Here is a 14,214-nt window from a genome sequence, read left to right as displayed (position 1 = left end):
GCGTCCGACCATGACGCTGTTGTCCACATTCCCTGCGATACTGCCGCGCATGAGCGTTCTGCGATTCGACAACGTCAGCAAGCAGTATCCGGGCGGCCATGTGGCGCTGTCGGAGGTGAGTTTCGATGTGGCGGCCGGCGAGATGCTGTTCGTCACTGGCCACTCCGGTGCGGGCAAGAGCACGCTGCTGAAACTCATCCATCTGGCCGAGCGGCCGAGCCGTGGCGCCGTTGTGTTCGGCGAGCGCAATCTGCTCAAGGTGCGCGGTCGCAAGGTGGCGATGCATCGCCGCGACATCGGTGTCGTGTTCCAGGATCACCGGCTGCTGCCCGACCGCACCGTGTTCGACAACATCGCGCTGCCGCTGATCCTGCGCGGCATGCGCCGGCCGGAGATCGGCAAGCGTGTGCGCAGCGTGCTGGAGCGGCTGGCGCTGGGCGCGCGCGAACGTGCGCTGCCCACGCAGCTGTCGGCCGGCGAACAGCAGCGCATCGGCATCGCCCGCGCGATCGTTGGCGAGCCGATGCTGCTGGTCGCCGATGAACCCACTGGCAACCTCGATCCCACACTGTCGGCCGAAATCATGGCGCTGTTCGCCGAGCTGCCCGAGCGCGGTACCAGTGTGCTGATCGCCAGCCACGACCTCGGTCTGGTGAAGCGCATGAAGAAGCGCACGCTGGTGCTCGATCACGGCACGCTGGCCGACGACATCTCGCCGGAGGACCTCGCCGATGCCTGAGGCACCCCGCAACCAGCCCGTGCGCAGTGGCACCTCGCCTGTCGGTACCTGGGTCGACCATCACGTCTACAGCGTGCTCGCCAGTCTCGGCCGGCTGTTCAAGAAGCCGTGGTCGGCGGCGCTGACGATCGGCGTCATGGCGGTCGCGCTGGCGCTGCCGCTCGGTCTGTGGCTGGTGCTCGACAACGTCGGCCGCCTCGGCGGCAGCATCGACGCCTCGCGCGAGATCAGCGTGTTCCTCAAGCAGGACATCGACGGTCCACGCGCGGAGGCGCTGGCCGGTGAGTTGCGCGGTCGCGGTGATGTCGGCAGTGTCGTGCACCGCTCGCCCGACGAAGGCCTCGCGGAACTGCGCGAACGCGGCGAATTCGGTGATGCGATCGACGTGCTCGGTGAGAACCCGCTGCCGCACGTGCTGATCGTGACGCCCGGCGGCGACGAGATGCTGCTGGCCGAATCGCTGCGCACGCTGCCCGAATCGGAACTCGTCCAGCACGATGCGCAGTGGCGCGAACGGCTCGACGGCTGGCTGCGCTTCGGCGGCCGTGTGGTCTGGGTGCTGGCGGCGATGCTCGGCATCGGCGCCCTGCTGGTGGTCGGCAATACCGTGCGGCTCGATATCCAGTCGCGCCGCGACGAACTCGGCGTGCTGCAGCTGCTCGGCGCGACCGACGGCTTCATCCGCCGGCCGTTCCTGTATCTGGGCGCCTGGTACGGGCTGGCGGCCGGTGCAGTCGCACTCGGTCTGCTCGCATTGGCCGGTCTCGCCTTGCAGCCGCCCTTGGCGGAACTGGCGGCAAGTTACGGCGCGGCATTCGCGTTGCGTGGTTTCAGCCCGGTGAACGTCGTGGCGGTGCTGGCCGGTGCGACCGCGCTGGGCTGGTGTGGTGGCGGCATCGTCACCGGGCACTTCCTGCGCCAGACGCGACCCACCGACACCTGATCCATGCACGATCTCCGTCATTTGGCCGGCGACGCGCCCCGGGTGATGGTCGTCGACGGCTCGAAACTGGTGCGCCGACTGATCGGCGACGTGCTGCGGCAGTCGCTCGCCGATGTCGAGGTGGTCGAGTGCACGGGGCTCGCCGAAGCCGTGGTCGCACTCGATGCGGCGCCGGTCGATCTGGTCAGCACCGCGCTGTCGCTGCCGGATGGCGACGGCCTGCAGCTCGCGCGCCGCGTGCGTGAGGCCGCCGGCCAGCGCTACGTGCCGGTGATCGTGGTGTCGGGCGACGCGCAGTCGCATCTCGAATCGCGACGCTTCACAGAAGACGTCACCGACCATTTCGACAAGGCCCTCGGGCATCGCGCGCTGGCGGAATTCATCCGCGGCTACGTGCAGCCGGCGCCGATTCCCGATGCCCACGTGCTCTATGTCGAGGACAGCCGCACGGTCGCACTCGCCACCCGTCGCATGCTCGAGGCGCAGCAGATGCGCGTCACCCACGTGCTCAGCGCGGAGGACGCGCTGGCGTATCTGGATGCCTACCGCGATGGCCCGGCGGCACCCGGTGCCGACCTGCTGCTGACCGACGTGTATCTAAAGGGCGAACTCAGCGGCCACGATCTGCTGCGCGCGGTGCGGCGCGACTTCGGCTACGGCAAGCGGCGCCTGCCGGTGCTGGTGATGACCGGCGACGGCAATCACGACAACCAGGTCGCGCTGTTGCGCGCCGGCGCCAACGATCTGGTCGTCAAGCCGGCCGAGGAACGCGTGCTGGCGACCAAGGCGCTGTTCCAGCTGCGCCTGTCCGCGATGCAGTAGCCCATCGTCCGTGGGAGCGCGCTTGCGCGCGATGGCGGTCGCGGCCGTGCCGCATCGCGCGCAAGCGCGCCCCCGCGGCCTCACCCACCGTCGTGCCGCTACGCTGGCAGGCGTGTCCATTTACGGTTGCCCCATGTCCGACATCCGCCTCGAACCCTCCTGGAAAGCGCGCGTCGGCGACTGGCTGCGCCGCGAGGACATGCAGGCGCTGTCCGCATTCCTGCGCCAGCGCAAGGGGGCGGGCGCGCGCATCTATCCGCCGGGGCCGGAGATCTTCGCGGCTTTTGATGCGACCCCGTTCGATGCGGTGAAGGTCGTACTCCTCGGCCAGGACCCGTACCACGGGCCCGGGCAGGCCCATGGACTGAGCTTCTCGGTACGCCCGGACGTGCGCGTGCCGCCGTCGCTGGACAATATGTACAAGGAACTCGAACGCGATCTCGGCCTGCCGCGACCCGATCACGGCTGGCTGATGCCGTGGGCGCAGCGCGGCGTGCTGCTGCTCAATGCAGTGCTGACGGTGGAAGCGGGCCAGGCCGGCGCCCACCAGCGCAAGGGCTGGGAAGGCTTCACCGATCACGTCGTCGACGTGCTCAACCGGGAGCGCGAGGATCTGGTGTTCCTGCTGTGGGGCAGCTACGCGCAGGCCAAGGGCAAGGTAATCGACACCCAGCGCCACTGCGTGCTGCGCACGACGCATCCGTCACCGCTGTCGGCCTATCGCGGATTTCTCGGCAGCGGGCACTTCTCCAAGACCAACAACTTCCTGCGCAAGCGCGGCATCGCGCAGATCGACTGGTCGCTGCCGCCGCTGGCATCCCTGGACGTCTGAGCGTTCGGCGCCGCATCGACGGACGTCGCCCATAAAAAAACCCGGCAGCGTGGGGGCTGCCGGGTCGGCTACGGGCGAGGGAGGGATCGCCCGGAGTTCAGAGTCGCGAAGCCGGGGCTCCGCAGCGCGGTTCAGCGCTTGGTGGTCTTCGCGGTGGCCTTGACGACCTTCTCGGCCTCGGCGCGGACGTCGGCAGTGGCCGATTCGACATGCGACTTGGCGAGACCGGCGATGGCTTCGTTCGTCTTCACCGTGCGGCCCAGGGTTTCCTGGCCGGCGCTGACCAGACGCTCGACGTTCTCGCGGGCAACCTGCGCGCCCTTCGGCCACAGGGCCTTGAGGCCGTCCATGTCACGCACTTCGATCGCTTCGTTGACGAAGGCGAACGTGGCATTGGTGTTGTCGTTGAACGTCGAGACGTGGAGACCGAACAGGGTCTCGACATTCTCGAGGGTCAGGCGGTTGAACTGGGCGGCGGCATCGGCGAACTGGCGCGACGCGGCCGTGAACTGCTCGTTGAGCTGGTAGGACATGGCGGTTACCTGCGTGAGCCGGCGGTTTGCCGGGTTTGTGCGGTGCAGCATAGCGCAGCCATGTTGCATTGCAACAAAGAGCCGACAAGCGGTCGTCGAGCATTCAGTTTCGTATATGGATCAGTGACTTGAAACCGTTTCCAGTCCGCAGGGCTGCCGACTCACGGTCCGGTGTAGCGGCAGCCCGAGGTGCAGGTTTCGCGGATCACGATCGCGCTCAGCGCCGGCAGCGTGGGCTTGAGGCGCTCCCAGATCCAGATCGCCAACCGCTCGCTGGTCGGGTTCTCGAGTCCGGGAAGGTCGTTGAGATAGTGGTGGTCGAGCTGGGCGTAGAGCGGGGCGAACGCGGCCTTCAGGTCACCGAAGTCCATGATCCAGCCGGTCTCGGGGCCGGGTTCGCCAGACACGTGCACCTCCACCTGGAACGAATGGCCGTGCAGGCGCGCGCACTTGTGGCCCGGCGGCACGTTCGGCAACCGGTGCGCGGCCTCGAGGGTGAAAACCTTGAAGATGTCCATGCGCGCATTCTCGGGCGTGGCCGCCTGCGCGGCAATCGTCGCGATGCTGACATGCGTGGCTGCCACGATCGCCGGCTCCTGTGTGCACCGGCCGATACCCGATGTCACCACCGCGCTGCCTGCTGTCTTTGTTGATCGCCATCGCCGCCATGACCCTGCCCGATCCCGCCGCGTCCGCCGCCACGCCCGCCGCCGAGACGCCGCGGGTGATCGCGCATCGCGGTGCGAGCGCGCGCATGCCCGAACACACGCTGGCGGCGTATCGCCGCGCGGTGGAGGATGGCGCCGACTTCATCGAGCCGGACCTGGTGATGACCCGCGACGGGGTGCTGGTCGCGCGCCACGAGAACGAGATCGGCGGCACCACCGATGTCGCGTTGCATCCGCAGTTCGCGGACCGGAAGCGCACGCAGCGTATCGACGGCGCCGATGTCACCGGCTGGTTCACCGAGGACTTCACTCTGGCCGAGCTGAAGACGCTGCGTGCACGGGAACCGCTGCCGGCGCTGCGCGGTGTCTGGTACGACCGCCAGTTCGCGGTGCCCACGCTGCACGAAATCATGGTGCTGCTCCACGATCTGGTGCGCGACTCGGGCCGCCAGGTCGGTCTGATTCCGGAGATCAAGCATCCGACGCACTTCCGCAGCCTCGGCCTGCCGATGGAGCAGGCGGTGATCGACGTGCTCGCGAAGCACGAGGTGGCCGCGCGCGTGCCGCTGGTCGTGCAGTCGTTCGAGCCGACCAGCCTGCGCACGCTGCGCGGGATCTCCGCGCCGGTGCTGCCTGATCTGCAACTGCTGCAGCTGATAGGCGATTCGCGTGCGAAGCCGGCGGATGTCGACGCCGCAGGCGGCGATCTGCGCTATCGCGACATGCTCACCGCGGACGGTCTGCGCGCGATCGCGGAATACGCGTCGTTGCTCGGACCGCACAAGTCGCAGATCGGCGAGATCGGACGCGACGGCCGTTTCGAGGCCACGACACTGATCGCCGACGCGCATGCGGCCGGCCTGCAGGTCATGCCGTACACGTTCCGCCCCGAAAATCCGTATCTGCCGCGTGCGCTGCGCAACGGCGGCGCCAATGCCCGCAACGAGGCCGGCGCGATCGTCGAGATGCGCGCGTTCCTCGATGCTGGTGTCGACGGCCTGTTCGCCGACGACCCTGCGCTCGCGCGACGGGCGGTGGACGCGCGCTGAACCGACTGCATCCGCGCCACGCAATGCCGGCGTACGTCCCGTGAACCTCAACACGGGAGTCCTCCATGTCGTTGCCCGCTGTCGAACGTGTCACCTGCGCTCGCATGCGCTGCGTCGCGCTGGTGGCGTGTGCACTCGCCGCGCTGCCGTTGGCGGCCGCCGAGCGCGAGGAGGCGCGCGCGCTGGCACGCGACGACGGGCGGCTGCTCTACCGGGAAGTGCATTACCAGGATCGTGACGGCGACGCTGCCCGGCGCGTGGTGCTGTATCGCTGCCCGGACGGCGCGGCGTTCGCGCGCAAGATCGTGCGCACGCAGAGCGCTGCGACCGAGCCCGATTTCGCGTTCCACGATGCACGCAGCGGGTATCGCGAAGGCGTGCGTACCCGCAACGGGCAGCGCGAGATCTTCGTGCAGCGAGGCGACAGTGCGCCGCGCACCGCTGCGCTGCCGTCCGCCGACGACGCGGTGATCGATGCAGGATTCGATGCGGCGGTGCGGTCCCACTGGACGGCGCTGAGCGACGCGCCGCAGCGCCTGTCGTTCCTGCTGCCCGAGCACTTTGCGTTCATGCCCGTACGCGTGGCGAAGGTCGGCGATGCCGACGGCATGCGCCAGCTGCGCATGTCGGTCGATCGCTGGTTCGGCTTCGCGGTGCCGCCGATCGAGCTGCGTTACGGCCTCGAAGACAGGCGACTGCGCGAATTCGCCGGTCCGGGCACGGTGCGCGACGCCCGCGGCAAACCGCGCGAGGTCCGCATCGTGTTTCCCGCCCAGTCACCGCGCAGCGTGGACGCGACCGAAGTCGCCGCCGCGCTCGCCGATCCCCTGGCCGGTCGATGCAGCACCTGACGCCCGTCGCCCCGCGCACACGCCCCCGCCGGCGCGCCGCATCCCCGCGCTTGCGCGAACGGCGGGCCGCTGTGAGGATGTCGGTCCATCACGACACGGGATGCGCGCGCCGGATGCCACAGCATGAAGCGACCGCCACTGCGAACGAACCCGGACTGGACGTCTGGCTGGGGCGGGTTGCCGACGGCGACCAGCACGCCTTCGAATCTCTGTATCGCGCCAGTGCCTCGCGCCTGCTCGGCGTCTGCATCCGCGTCCTGCGCGATCGCGATGAAGCAGAAGACGCGCTGCAGGACGTTTACGTGCGCATCTGGCGCAAGGCCGCGCAGTTCGATCCCGCGCGCGCCGCGGCGGCGACCTGGCTGGCGACCATCGCGCGTAACACCGCGATCGATCGACTGCGTGCACGGCCACAGCATCAGCTCGCCCCGGTCGAACTGATCGAGGCCGTGCCCGACAGCGGTGACACGCCGCTGGAATCGACCGAGCGTGCCGGCGACCGGTCGCGCCTGGAAACGTGTTTCGACACGTTGGAACCGCGGCGCCGGCGCCTGATTCGCGCGGCATTCTTTGACGGCGACACCTACGAAGAACTCGCGCAGCGCGTGGGCTCGCCGCTGGGTTCGGTGAAGAGCTGGATCCGTCGCGGGCTGCTGCAGCTGCGCACGTGCCTGGAGCCATGAACGTGCGCGACCTCGACTTCGACATCGACGACAACGGCGGTCCCGAGCCGCCGCGCGCGGATCTGCTCGCCGGCGAGTACGTGCTGGGCGTGCTCGACGCGCCGGCGCGTGCGTCGGCCGAAGCGCGCATCGCCCGCGATCCGGGCTTCGCGCGCCTGGTCGCCGAGTGGGATCTGCGGCTGGCGCCGTGGTTCGCTGAATTCCCGACTGCCGACGTGCCGGCCCATGTGTGGCCGCGCATCCGCACCGCGCTCGGCTGGACGCCGGTGGCCGCGCAACCCGAAGGGCTGTGGCACAGCATCGGTTTCTGGCGCGGCGCCACGGCGTTGGCGGCCGTCGTCGCGATCGTCGCGGTGCTGGTTGGCCGCGTGCCGGTCGACGACACGCGTGAAGTGCCGGTGGCCATCGCACCGACGCCTGCGCCACCTGCACCTGCACCCGTCGCCGAAGCCTTGCCGGTCACCACGCTCGCGCATGAAGACGGCTCGCCGGGGTGGCTCGCGTCGGTGGATGCCGCGCATGGACAGGTGCTGGTCGTCCCGTTGCCTGCGGATGTCGACGCCGAAGGTCGCGTCGCCGAGCTGTGGCTGATTCCCGAAGGCGGTGCGCCGGCGTCACTCGGTCTGTTGCCGCATGACCGCACGCGTGCCGTCGAGGTGCCTGCTGCATTGCAGGCGGCGCTGATCGCAGGCGCCACGCTGGCGGTCTCGCTCGAGCCGCCGGGCGGCGCGCCGCATGGTGCACCGACCGGTCCGGTCGTCGCGAGCGGCGAATTGCGTATCTGAGCAGGGCGCATGCGGCGACGTCCGTCGTCGCATGTGTCGCGTGTGCGCACGCGTGCGTGAACGCAGACGCGCTGCATGCATCCGTTTTTCACGCCTGCGCGTATTTCCTGTAAGCCACATCCGCAGGAGTCCCCCATGTCGAGCGAATCCGGCCGCATCGCGACCGGTACCCGCACATTGCGCGCGAGTCTGAGTCGCTGGTTCGATACCGGCGCGCAGGCGAACGAAGTGCGCGAGGGCGACGACCGGATCGACTGGCTGCGTGCGACGCCGTTCGTGGCGATGCATCTCGCCTGCCTGCTCGTGTTCTGGGTCGGGGTGTCGCCGATCGCGGTGATCGTTGCGGTCGCCCTGTATGCGATCCGCATGTTCGCGCTGACCGGTTTCTATCATCGCTACTTCTCGCACCGCACGTTCCGTACATCGCGTGTGGTGCAGTTCGTGTTCGCGCTGATCGGTGCGTCCTGCGTGCAGCGCGGTCCGCTGTGGTGGGCTGCGCATCATCGCAATCATCACCGCCACACCGAGACCGCACTCGATCCGCATTCGCCGCGCGTGCATGGCTTCTGGTGGAGCCACATGGGCTGGTTCCTGACCCGCGAAGGTTTCCGCACCGACTGGTCGCGCATTCCTGATCTGGCGAAGTTCCCGGAGCTGCGCTGGCTCGACCGGTTCGACACGCTGATCCCGGTCGTGCTTGCGGCCGCGCTGTTCGGCCTGGGCGCGTTCCTCGAACGTGTCGCACCGGGTCTGGGTACCAGCGGCGGTCAGATGCTGATCTGGGGCTTCTTCATCTCCACCACCGTGCTGTTCCACGCGACGGTGACGATCAACTCGCTGTCGCATCGCTTCGGCAGCCAGCGCTTCGAGACCGGCGACGACAGCCGCAACAACATCTGGCTGGCGTTGCTGACCTTCGGCGAGGGTTGGCACAACAACCACCACTTCTTCCCCGGCACCGTGCGTCAGGGTTTCCGCTGGTGGGAAATCGATCTGACCTGGTACGGCCTCAAGGCCATGTCCTGGGTCGGGCTGGTGCGTGACCTCAAGCCGGTGCCCGACTGGGTGCACGGAAAGGCACGCGGATGAGCCAGCGCATCGCTGTCGTCGGTTCGGGCATCGCCGGGCTCGCCACGGCGTGGTGGCTGTCGCAGCGCCACGCGGTGACGCTGTTCGAAGCCGACACGCGTCTGGGCGGCCACACGCATACGCATGCCGTGCAGATGGCCGGCCGCGAGTACGCGGTGGACACCGGCTTCATCGTCTTCAATCCGCAGCACTATCCGCTGCTAAGCGGGTTGTTCGAATCGTTGGATGTCGCCTCGCAGCCGACGACGATGAGCTTCTCGGTGCACAACGAGGCCGACGGCCTCGAGTACAACGCGACCTCGCTCGACACCCTGTTCTGCCAGCGCCGCAATCTGCTGTCGCCGCGGTTCTGGGGCATGTTGCGCGACCTCAAGCGCTTTTATCGCGAGGCGCCTGCGCTGCTCGACGGCGACGCCGCCGGACCGACCCTCGGCGAGTACCTGCAGGCCAACCGTTATGGCGACGCGTTCCGCGATCTGCATCTGGTGCCGATGGCATCGGCGCTGTGGTCGTCGCCGAGTGCGGGCATCCTCGAATTTCCGGCGCGTTACCTCGTCCAGTTCATGGCCAACCACCACATGCTGCAGCTGACCGGACGCCCGGAATGGCGCGTGGTGCGCGGCGGCTCGTCGCGTTACATCGACGCGTTGCGCGCGCGCTGGTCGGTGACCGAACGCGTCGGCTGCCGCGTCGACGCGGTGCGCCGCGATGCGGCCGGCGTGCATGTGGCGTCCGCAGCGGGCAGCGAACGGTTCGACCAGATCGTGCTCGCCTGCCACAGCGACCAGGCACTGGCGCTGCTCGACGATGCCGACGGCGCCGAGCGCGAGGTACTGGGCGCGATCCGCTACCAGACCAACGAGACCGTGCTGCACACCGATGCGCGTCTGTTGCCGCGCGACCGCAAGGCCTGGGCGGCGTGGAACGCGCACGTGCCGGCGACGCCCGATGCGGCGTGCACGGTGAGTTATTGCATGCATCAGCTGCAGTCGCTGGACACGCCCGAGCCGCTGGTGGTCACGCTCAACCGCAGCGACGCGATCGATCCGGCGAAGGTGATCGCGCGCATGCGTTACGCGCATCCGGTCTACGACGCGGCGATGGTGGCGGCGCAGGGGCGCCGCGACGAGATCCAGGGCCAGCGCCGCACCTGGTTCGCCGGTGCGTACTGGGGCTGGGGCTTCCATGAAGACGGCATCCGCAGCGCGGCGCAGGTCGCGCGTGCGTTCGGTCTCGGGCCGCTGGCGGCCGCGGGCCGCGCGCAGTCGGCGCCGATGCCGGTGAGCGCGGTCGCATGAGCGGCGATGGCGATCGCCCGGTGCCCCTCGCACCGCTGCAGAGCGCGGTGTACGAGGGTGTGGTGCGCCACCGCCGCTACCAGCCCGTACCGCACGAATTCTCGTATCGCGTCGCGCAGCTGTGGCTGGATCTCGACGAGCTCGATCGCGTGTTCGACGGTCGCTGGCTGTGGTCGAGCCGACGCCCGGCACTGGCCCGGTTCCGCCGCGCCGATTACCTCGGCCCGGCCGATGTGCCGCTCGCCGAAGCGGTGCGCATGCGCGTGGAATCGACCCTGGGGCGCAGGCCCGATGGGCCGATCCGGCTGCTGACGCATCTGCGTTACTTCGGATTCGTCTTCAATCCGGTGAGCTTCTACTACTGCTATCGCGCCGATGGCATGACGCTCGACTGCATCGTCGCCGAGATCACCAACACGCCGTGGAAGGAGCGCCACGCCTACGTGCTGCCGGCCACGGACGCCGAGCGTCACGGCCGCGCGCTGCAGTGGGCGTTCGCCAAGCAGTTCCACGTGTCGCCGTTCATGGCGATGGATCATGGCTACCGCTGGCGGCTGACGCCCCCGGTGGAAGACCTGCATATCCACATGGATGTGCTGCGCGAAGACGTGCGTGAATTCGACGCCACCGTGACGTTGCAACGGCGACCCTTGGACGCGACTTCGCTGGCGCGCGTGCTGTGGCGCTATCCGCTGATGACCGTGCAGGTTGTCGCCGCGATCCACTGGCAGGCGCTGCGTTTGTGGCTCAAGCGCAACCCGGTGCACGACCATCCGCGCCTGCCGGGCGCCGAACAGGAACCTTTCCGATGAACCAGATCGCCGCGCACGCGACATCCCGCGCCTTCGGCGCCCTCGAACGCGCCCTGCGGACGCGACTCGTCGCGCAGTTCGCGCAGATGCAAGGCGGCGCGTTGCGACTGGAGGATGCGCTCGGCAGCGAGACCTTCGGTGATGCGCAGCTGCGTCCGGTGCAGGTCCGTGTGCACGATCCTGCGTTCTACCGGCTGGTGGCCGCCAACGGCAGCGTCGGTGCGGGCGAGGCCTACATGGAAGGCCACTGGGACTGCGACGATCTCGTCGGCCTGGTGCGTCTGCTGGTGCGTAACCGCGATCTGCTCGACGGCATGGAAACCGGCATCGCGCGGCTCGGCGGTCTGGCGATGCGCGGGTGGAACGCGCTGCGCCGGAACACGCGCGACGGCAGCCGCCGCAACATCGCCGCGCACTACGATCTCGGCAACGATTTCTTCTCGCTGTTCCTGTCGCCGGACCTGATGTATTCGTCCGCGCTGTTCGAGCGCGACGGCGACACGCTGGAGACCGCATCGACCCGCAAGCTCGATCGCATCTGCGACCGACTGGCGCTGCGGCCCGGCGATCGGGTGATCGAAATCGGCACCGGCTGGGGCGGCTTCGCGCTGCACGCGGCGCAGCACTACGGTTGCCACGTCACCACCACCACGATCTCGCGCGAGCAGCACGCACTGGCGAGCGCGCGGATCGCCGAGGCCGGCCTGCAGGACCGGGTCACGCTGCTGCTGCAGGACTATCGCGACCTCGACGGCAGCTACGACAAGCTGGTGTCGATCGAGATGATCGAGGCGATCGGCGCGCAGTATCTCGAAACCTATTTCGGCAAGCTCGGCAGCCTGCTCAAGCCCGACGGCGCTGCGCTGGTGCAGGCGATCACGATCGAAGACCACCGCTACGTGCAGGCGCGCGATTCGGTGGACTTCATCAAGCGCTTCATCTTCCCGGGCAGCTTCATTCCGTCGATCTCGGCGATGCTCCAGGCCAAGACCGCAGCCAGCGATCTGCAACTGCTGCAGCAGGACGACTTCGGTCCCTCGTACGCCCGCACGCTGCAGATCTGGCGCGAGCGCTTCCTGTCGCGTCTGTCCGACGTGCGCAAGCAGGGCTTCGACGCACGCTTCGAGCGCATGTGGACCTTCTATCTCGCCTATTGCGAAGGTGGCTTCCGCGAGCGCTCGATTGGCGTCTCGCATCTGCTCTTCGGCAAGCCGGGCCACGTGCGGGCGATGGCGTCATGAGTCCGCTCTGGACACTGCTGCTGGTCTGGGCGCTGGCCGCGATCGCGATGACGGCCGCCTGGCGCTGGCAAAAGGCCCGCGACAACGCCGGCATCGTGGATGTGGTCTGGGCCTGCAGTGTCGGCGGGGCGGCGATCGTCGTCGCGTTGCTCGGCGATGGTGCGCCGCTGCCACGGATCCTGCTGGCCGTACTCGGCGGGCTATGGGGTCTGCGTCTGGCCGCGCATCTGTGGAAGCGCGTACGCAGCGAGGACGAGGATGGCCGTTACGCCTACCTGCGCAAGCACTGGCACGGCGACCAGCGCAAGTTCTTCCTGTTCTTCCAGGCGCAGGCGTTGCTGGTCGCATTGTTCGCGCTGCCGTTTCTCGGGGTCGCAGCCAATCCGGTGTCTTCGCTCGGTCTGCTCGCGGCGATTGCGGTGTGGCTGATCAGCGTCGGCGGCGAAGCGGTCGCCGATCGACAGCTCGCGGACTTCCGCGCCGACCCGGCCAACCGTGGCAAGACCTGCCGGGAGGGTCTGTGGCGCTATTCGCGACACCCGAATTATTTCTTCGAGTGGCTGCACTGGCTGACCTATCTGGTATTGGCCGCGGGCTCCTCGCTGTGGTGGCTCGCACTGGCCGGACCAGTGGTGATGTACCTGTTCCTGCGTTATGTCAGCGGGATTCCCTACACCGAGCAACAGGCGCTGCGCTCGCGTGGTGATGACTATCGCGACTACCAGCGCACCACGCCGATGCTGTTTCCCTGGTTTCCCAAATCCGACTCGAAAGGACCGTCTGCATGAATGCCGTGGCTCGCCCCGAACTCGAACGCGACACCGCTGCGCCGGGTCTGATCGGCATGGCCGAACGTGGCCTGGTGCCTGACTCGGCGCTGCGGCTGGGCATCCGCCGCCTGTGCGCGCAGCGCCTGGCCGAGGAGACCCAAGGCAGTATGGAAGCGCAGTCGGCGCGCTTCGAAACGCTGCTGCAATCATTGCGTACCAGCCCGGTCGCCATCCACACGGATGCGGCGAACACGCAGCACTACGAACTGCCACCGGAATTCTTCGCGCTGTGCCTCGGGCGTCGCTTCAAGTACAGCAGCTGCTATTACCCGACCGGTAACGAAACGCTGGACGAAGCCGAAGAGGCGATGCTGGCGCTCTATGGCGCGCGCGCCGAGCTGGCTGACGGCCAGGACATCCTCGAGCTGGGCTGCGGCTGGGGTTCGCTGACGCTGTGGATGGCGGAGCAGTTCCCCAGCGCGCGTATCACCGCGGTGTCGAACTCGCAGCCGCAGCGCCTGCATATCGAAGCGCAGTGCAAGGCGCGTGGACTGGGCAACGTGCGGGTGATCACCTGCGACGTGAACCAGCTCGAGCTCGATACAGAAGCGTTCGACCGCGTGGTGTCGATCGAGATGTTCGAACACATGCGCAACTACCAGATCCTGATGACCCGCATCGGCACGTGGCTGCGACCGGGCGGCAAGCTGTTCGTGCACATCTTCGCGCACCGCACGTTGATGTATCCCTACGAGACCGCAGGCGAGGACAACTGGATGGGCCGGCATTTCTTCACCGGTGGTTTGATGCCCGCGGCGGACACGCTGCTGCACTTCCAGCAGGTCGATCTGGGCATCGAGGCGCGCTGGCTGCTCGACGGCACGCACTACGAGAAGACGTCCAACCACTGGCTCGCCAATCAGGATCGCAACCGCGATGCGGTGATGCGCGTGCTGGAGCAGGCCTATGGCCAGGACGGGGCGAAGCTGTGGTTCCAGCGGTGGCGCATGTTCTGGATGTCGTGCGCGGAACTGTTCGGATACGAGCGGGGCCAGCAGTGGCTGGTGGCGCATTATCGATTTGCACGCGCGGGCTGACC

Annotated in this window: 16 protein-coding genes; 14 read left to right on the top strand and 2 right to left on the bottom strand. The window is 68.1% G+C overall.

Annotation, left to right across the window (positions count from 1 at the left end):
- Positions 1-49: 49 nt before the first annotated feature.
- The 4 genes from ftsE to ung all read left to right on the top strand — a co-directional run bounded on the left by ftsE (position 50) and on the right by ung (position 3,336).
- Complete coding sequence (gene ftsE, locus ACZ9YD_RS10255) at positions 50-739, top strand: cell division ATP-binding protein FtsE (protein WP_232134043.1); 690 nt, start codon at positions 50-52, stop codon at positions 737-739.
- Complete coding sequence (gene ftsX / locus ACZ9YD_RS10250) at positions 732-1,682, top strand: permease-like cell division protein FtsX (RefSeq protein WP_465075115.1); 951 nt, start codon at positions 732-734, stop codon at positions 1,680-1,682. The genes ftsE and ftsX overlap by 8 nt, the downstream gene beginning before the upstream one ends.
- 3 nt (positions 1,683-1,685) lie before the next feature.
- Positions 1,686-2,504 (top strand): response regulator, encoded by an 819-nt coding sequence (locus ACZ9YD_RS10245; protein WP_465075114.1) that lies wholly within the window; start codon positions 1,686-1,688, stop codon positions 2,502-2,504.
- Between the two features lie 133 nt (positions 2,505-2,637).
- A complete protein-coding gene (ung, locus tag ACZ9YD_RS10240; protein ID WP_465075113.1) occupies positions 2,638-3,336 on the top strand; it encodes a uracil-DNA glycosylase in 699 nt (232 codons plus the stop codon).
- Between the two features lie 131 nt (positions 3,337-3,467).
- On the opposite strand, the gene ACZ9YD_RS10235 is transcribed toward ung, so the two are convergent.
- Both ACZ9YD_RS10235 and queD read right to left on the bottom strand, forming a co-directional pair.
- On the bottom strand, positions 3,468-3,869 hold the full coding sequence (locus tag ACZ9YD_RS10235; RefSeq protein ID WP_465075112.1) for a phasin family protein: 402 nt from the start codon (positions 3,867-3,869) through the stop codon (positions 3,468-3,470).
- A 161-nt stretch (positions 3,870-4,030) separates the two neighbouring features.
- Positions 4,031-4,387 (bottom strand): 6-carboxytetrahydropterin synthase QueD, encoded by a 357-nt coding sequence (queD, locus tag ACZ9YD_RS10230; RefSeq protein WP_465075527.1) that lies wholly within the window; start codon positions 4,385-4,387, stop codon positions 4,031-4,033.
- Positions 4,388-4,488: 101 nt separating this feature from the next.
- Between queD and ACZ9YD_RS10225 the strand changes: the two genes are divergently transcribed.
- The 10 genes from ACZ9YD_RS10225 to ACZ9YD_RS10180 all read left to right on the top strand — a co-directional run bounded on the left by ACZ9YD_RS10225 (position 4,489) and on the right by ACZ9YD_RS10180 (position 14,212).
- Complete coding sequence (locus ACZ9YD_RS10225; RefSeq protein WP_465075110.1) at positions 4,489-5,586, top strand: glycerophosphodiester phosphodiesterase family protein; 1,098 nt, start codon at positions 4,489-4,491, stop codon at positions 5,584-5,586.
- Between the two features lie 65 nt (positions 5,587-5,651).
- Positions 5,652-6,437, top strand: coding sequence for a hypothetical protein (locus tag ACZ9YD_RS10220; RefSeq protein ID WP_465075108.1), 786 nt, complete (start codon positions 5,652-5,654; stop codon positions 6,435-6,437).
- A gap of 113 nt (positions 6,438-6,550) precedes the next feature.
- Positions 6,551-7,120 (top strand): sigma-70 family RNA polymerase sigma factor, encoded by a 570-nt coding sequence (locus tag ACZ9YD_RS10215; protein ID WP_465075106.1) that lies wholly within the window; start codon positions 6,551-6,553, stop codon positions 7,118-7,120.
- The gene (locus tag ACZ9YD_RS10210) at positions 7,117-7,905 is read left to right on the top strand and encodes an anti-sigma factor (RefSeq protein ID WP_465075104.1); all 789 of its coding nucleotides are present in this window, start codon (positions 7,117-7,119) and stop codon (positions 7,903-7,905) included. Before ACZ9YD_RS10215 ends, ACZ9YD_RS10210 begins: the two co-directional genes overlap by 4 nt.
- Before the next feature lie 135 nt (positions 7,906-8,040).
- Complete coding sequence (locus ACZ9YD_RS10205; RefSeq protein ID WP_465075103.1) at positions 8,041-8,994, top strand: acyl-CoA desaturase; 954 nt, start codon at positions 8,041-8,043, stop codon at positions 8,992-8,994.
- Entirely contained in the window at positions 8,991-10,292 is a 1,302-nt protein-coding gene (locus tag ACZ9YD_RS10200) for an NAD(P)/FAD-dependent oxidoreductase (RefSeq protein WP_465075101.1), read from the top strand. Before ACZ9YD_RS10205 ends, ACZ9YD_RS10200 begins: the two co-directional genes overlap by 4 nt.
- Positions 10,289-11,104, top strand: coding sequence for a DUF1365 domain-containing protein (locus ACZ9YD_RS10195; RefSeq protein ID WP_465075099.1), 816 nt, complete (start codon positions 10,289-10,291; stop codon positions 11,102-11,104). The genes ACZ9YD_RS10200 and ACZ9YD_RS10195 overlap by 4 nt, the downstream gene beginning before the upstream one ends.
- A complete protein-coding gene (locus ACZ9YD_RS10190; protein ID WP_465075097.1) occupies positions 11,101-12,345 on the top strand; it encodes a class I SAM-dependent methyltransferase in 1,245 nt (414 codons plus the stop codon). The genes ACZ9YD_RS10195 and ACZ9YD_RS10190 overlap by 4 nt, the downstream gene beginning before the upstream one ends.
- Positions 12,342-13,133: a DUF1295 domain-containing protein gene (locus ACZ9YD_RS10185; protein ID WP_465075095.1), complete on the top strand. Its 792-nt coding sequence runs from the start codon at positions 12,342-12,344 to the stop codon at positions 13,131-13,133. Before ACZ9YD_RS10190 ends, ACZ9YD_RS10185 begins: the two co-directional genes overlap by 4 nt.
- Entirely contained in the window at positions 13,130-14,212 is a 1,083-nt protein-coding gene (locus ACZ9YD_RS10180) for an SAM-dependent methyltransferase (protein WP_465075094.1), read from the top strand. The genes ACZ9YD_RS10185 and ACZ9YD_RS10180 overlap by 4 nt, the downstream gene beginning before the upstream one ends.
- Positions 14,213-14,214: the final 2 nt, after the last annotated feature.

This window comes from Luteimonas sp. AC640a (assembly GCF_979256585.1).
The sequence above is the reverse complement of the archived record's forward strand: the minus strand, read 5'-3'. Positions and strand labels throughout refer to the sequence as shown.

Coding starts and splice junctions, on each gene's coding strand:
- ftsE (WP_232134043.1), top strand. CDS start 50: ATGAGCGTTCTGCGATTCGACAACGTCAGCAAGCAGTATCCGGGCGGC.
- ung (WP_465075113.1), top strand. CDS start 2,638: ATGTCCGACATCCGCCTCGAACCCTCCTGGAAAGCGCGCGTCGGCGAC.
- ACZ9YD_RS10190 (WP_465075097.1), top strand. CDS start 11,101: ATGAACCAGATCGCCGCGCACGCGACATCCCGCGCCTTCGGCGCCCTC.
- ACZ9YD_RS10195 (WP_465075099.1), top strand. CDS start 10,289: ATGAGCGGCGATGGCGATCGCCCGGTGCCCCTCGCACCGCTGCAGAGC.
- ACZ9YD_RS10205 (WP_465075103.1), top strand. CDS start 8,041: ATGTCGAGCGAATCCGGCCGCATCGCGACCGGTACCCGCACATTGCGC.
- ACZ9YD_RS10185 (WP_465075095.1), top strand. CDS start 12,342: ATGAGTCCGCTCTGGACACTGCTGCTGGTCTGGGCGCTGGCCGCGATC.
- ACZ9YD_RS10220 (WP_465075108.1), top strand. CDS start 5,652: ATGTCGTTGCCCGCTGTCGAACGTGTCACCTGCGCTCGCATGCGCTGC.
- ACZ9YD_RS10200 (WP_465075101.1), top strand. CDS start 8,991: ATGAGCCAGCGCATCGCTGTCGTCGGTTCGGGCATCGCCGGGCTCGCC.
- ACZ9YD_RS10215 (WP_465075106.1), top strand. CDS start 6,551: ATGCCACAGCATGAAGCGACCGCCACTGCGAACGAACCCGGACTGGAC.
- ftsX (WP_465075115.1), top strand. CDS start 732: ATGCCTGAGGCACCCCGCAACCAGCCCGTGCGCAGTGGCACCTCGCCT.
- ACZ9YD_RS10245 (WP_465075114.1), top strand. CDS start 1,686: ATGCACGATCTCCGTCATTTGGCCGGCGACGCGCCCCGGGTGATGGTC.
- queD (WP_465075527.1), bottom strand. CDS start 4,387: ATGGACATCTTCAAGGTTTTCACCCTCGAGGCCGCGCACCGGTTGCCG.
- ACZ9YD_RS10180 (WP_465075094.1), top strand. CDS start 13,130: ATGAATGCCGTGGCTCGCCCCGAACTCGAACGCGACACCGCTGCGCCG.
- ACZ9YD_RS10225 (WP_465075110.1), top strand. CDS start 4,489: ATGTCACCACCGCGCTGCCTGCTGTCTTTGTTGATCGCCATCGCCGCC.
- ACZ9YD_RS10235 (WP_465075112.1), bottom strand. CDS start 3,869: ATGTCCTACCAGCTCAACGAGCAGTTCACGGCCGCGTCGCGCCAGTTC.
- ACZ9YD_RS10210 (WP_465075104.1), top strand. CDS start 7,117: ATGAACGTGCGCGACCTCGACTTCGACATCGACGACAACGGCGGTCCC.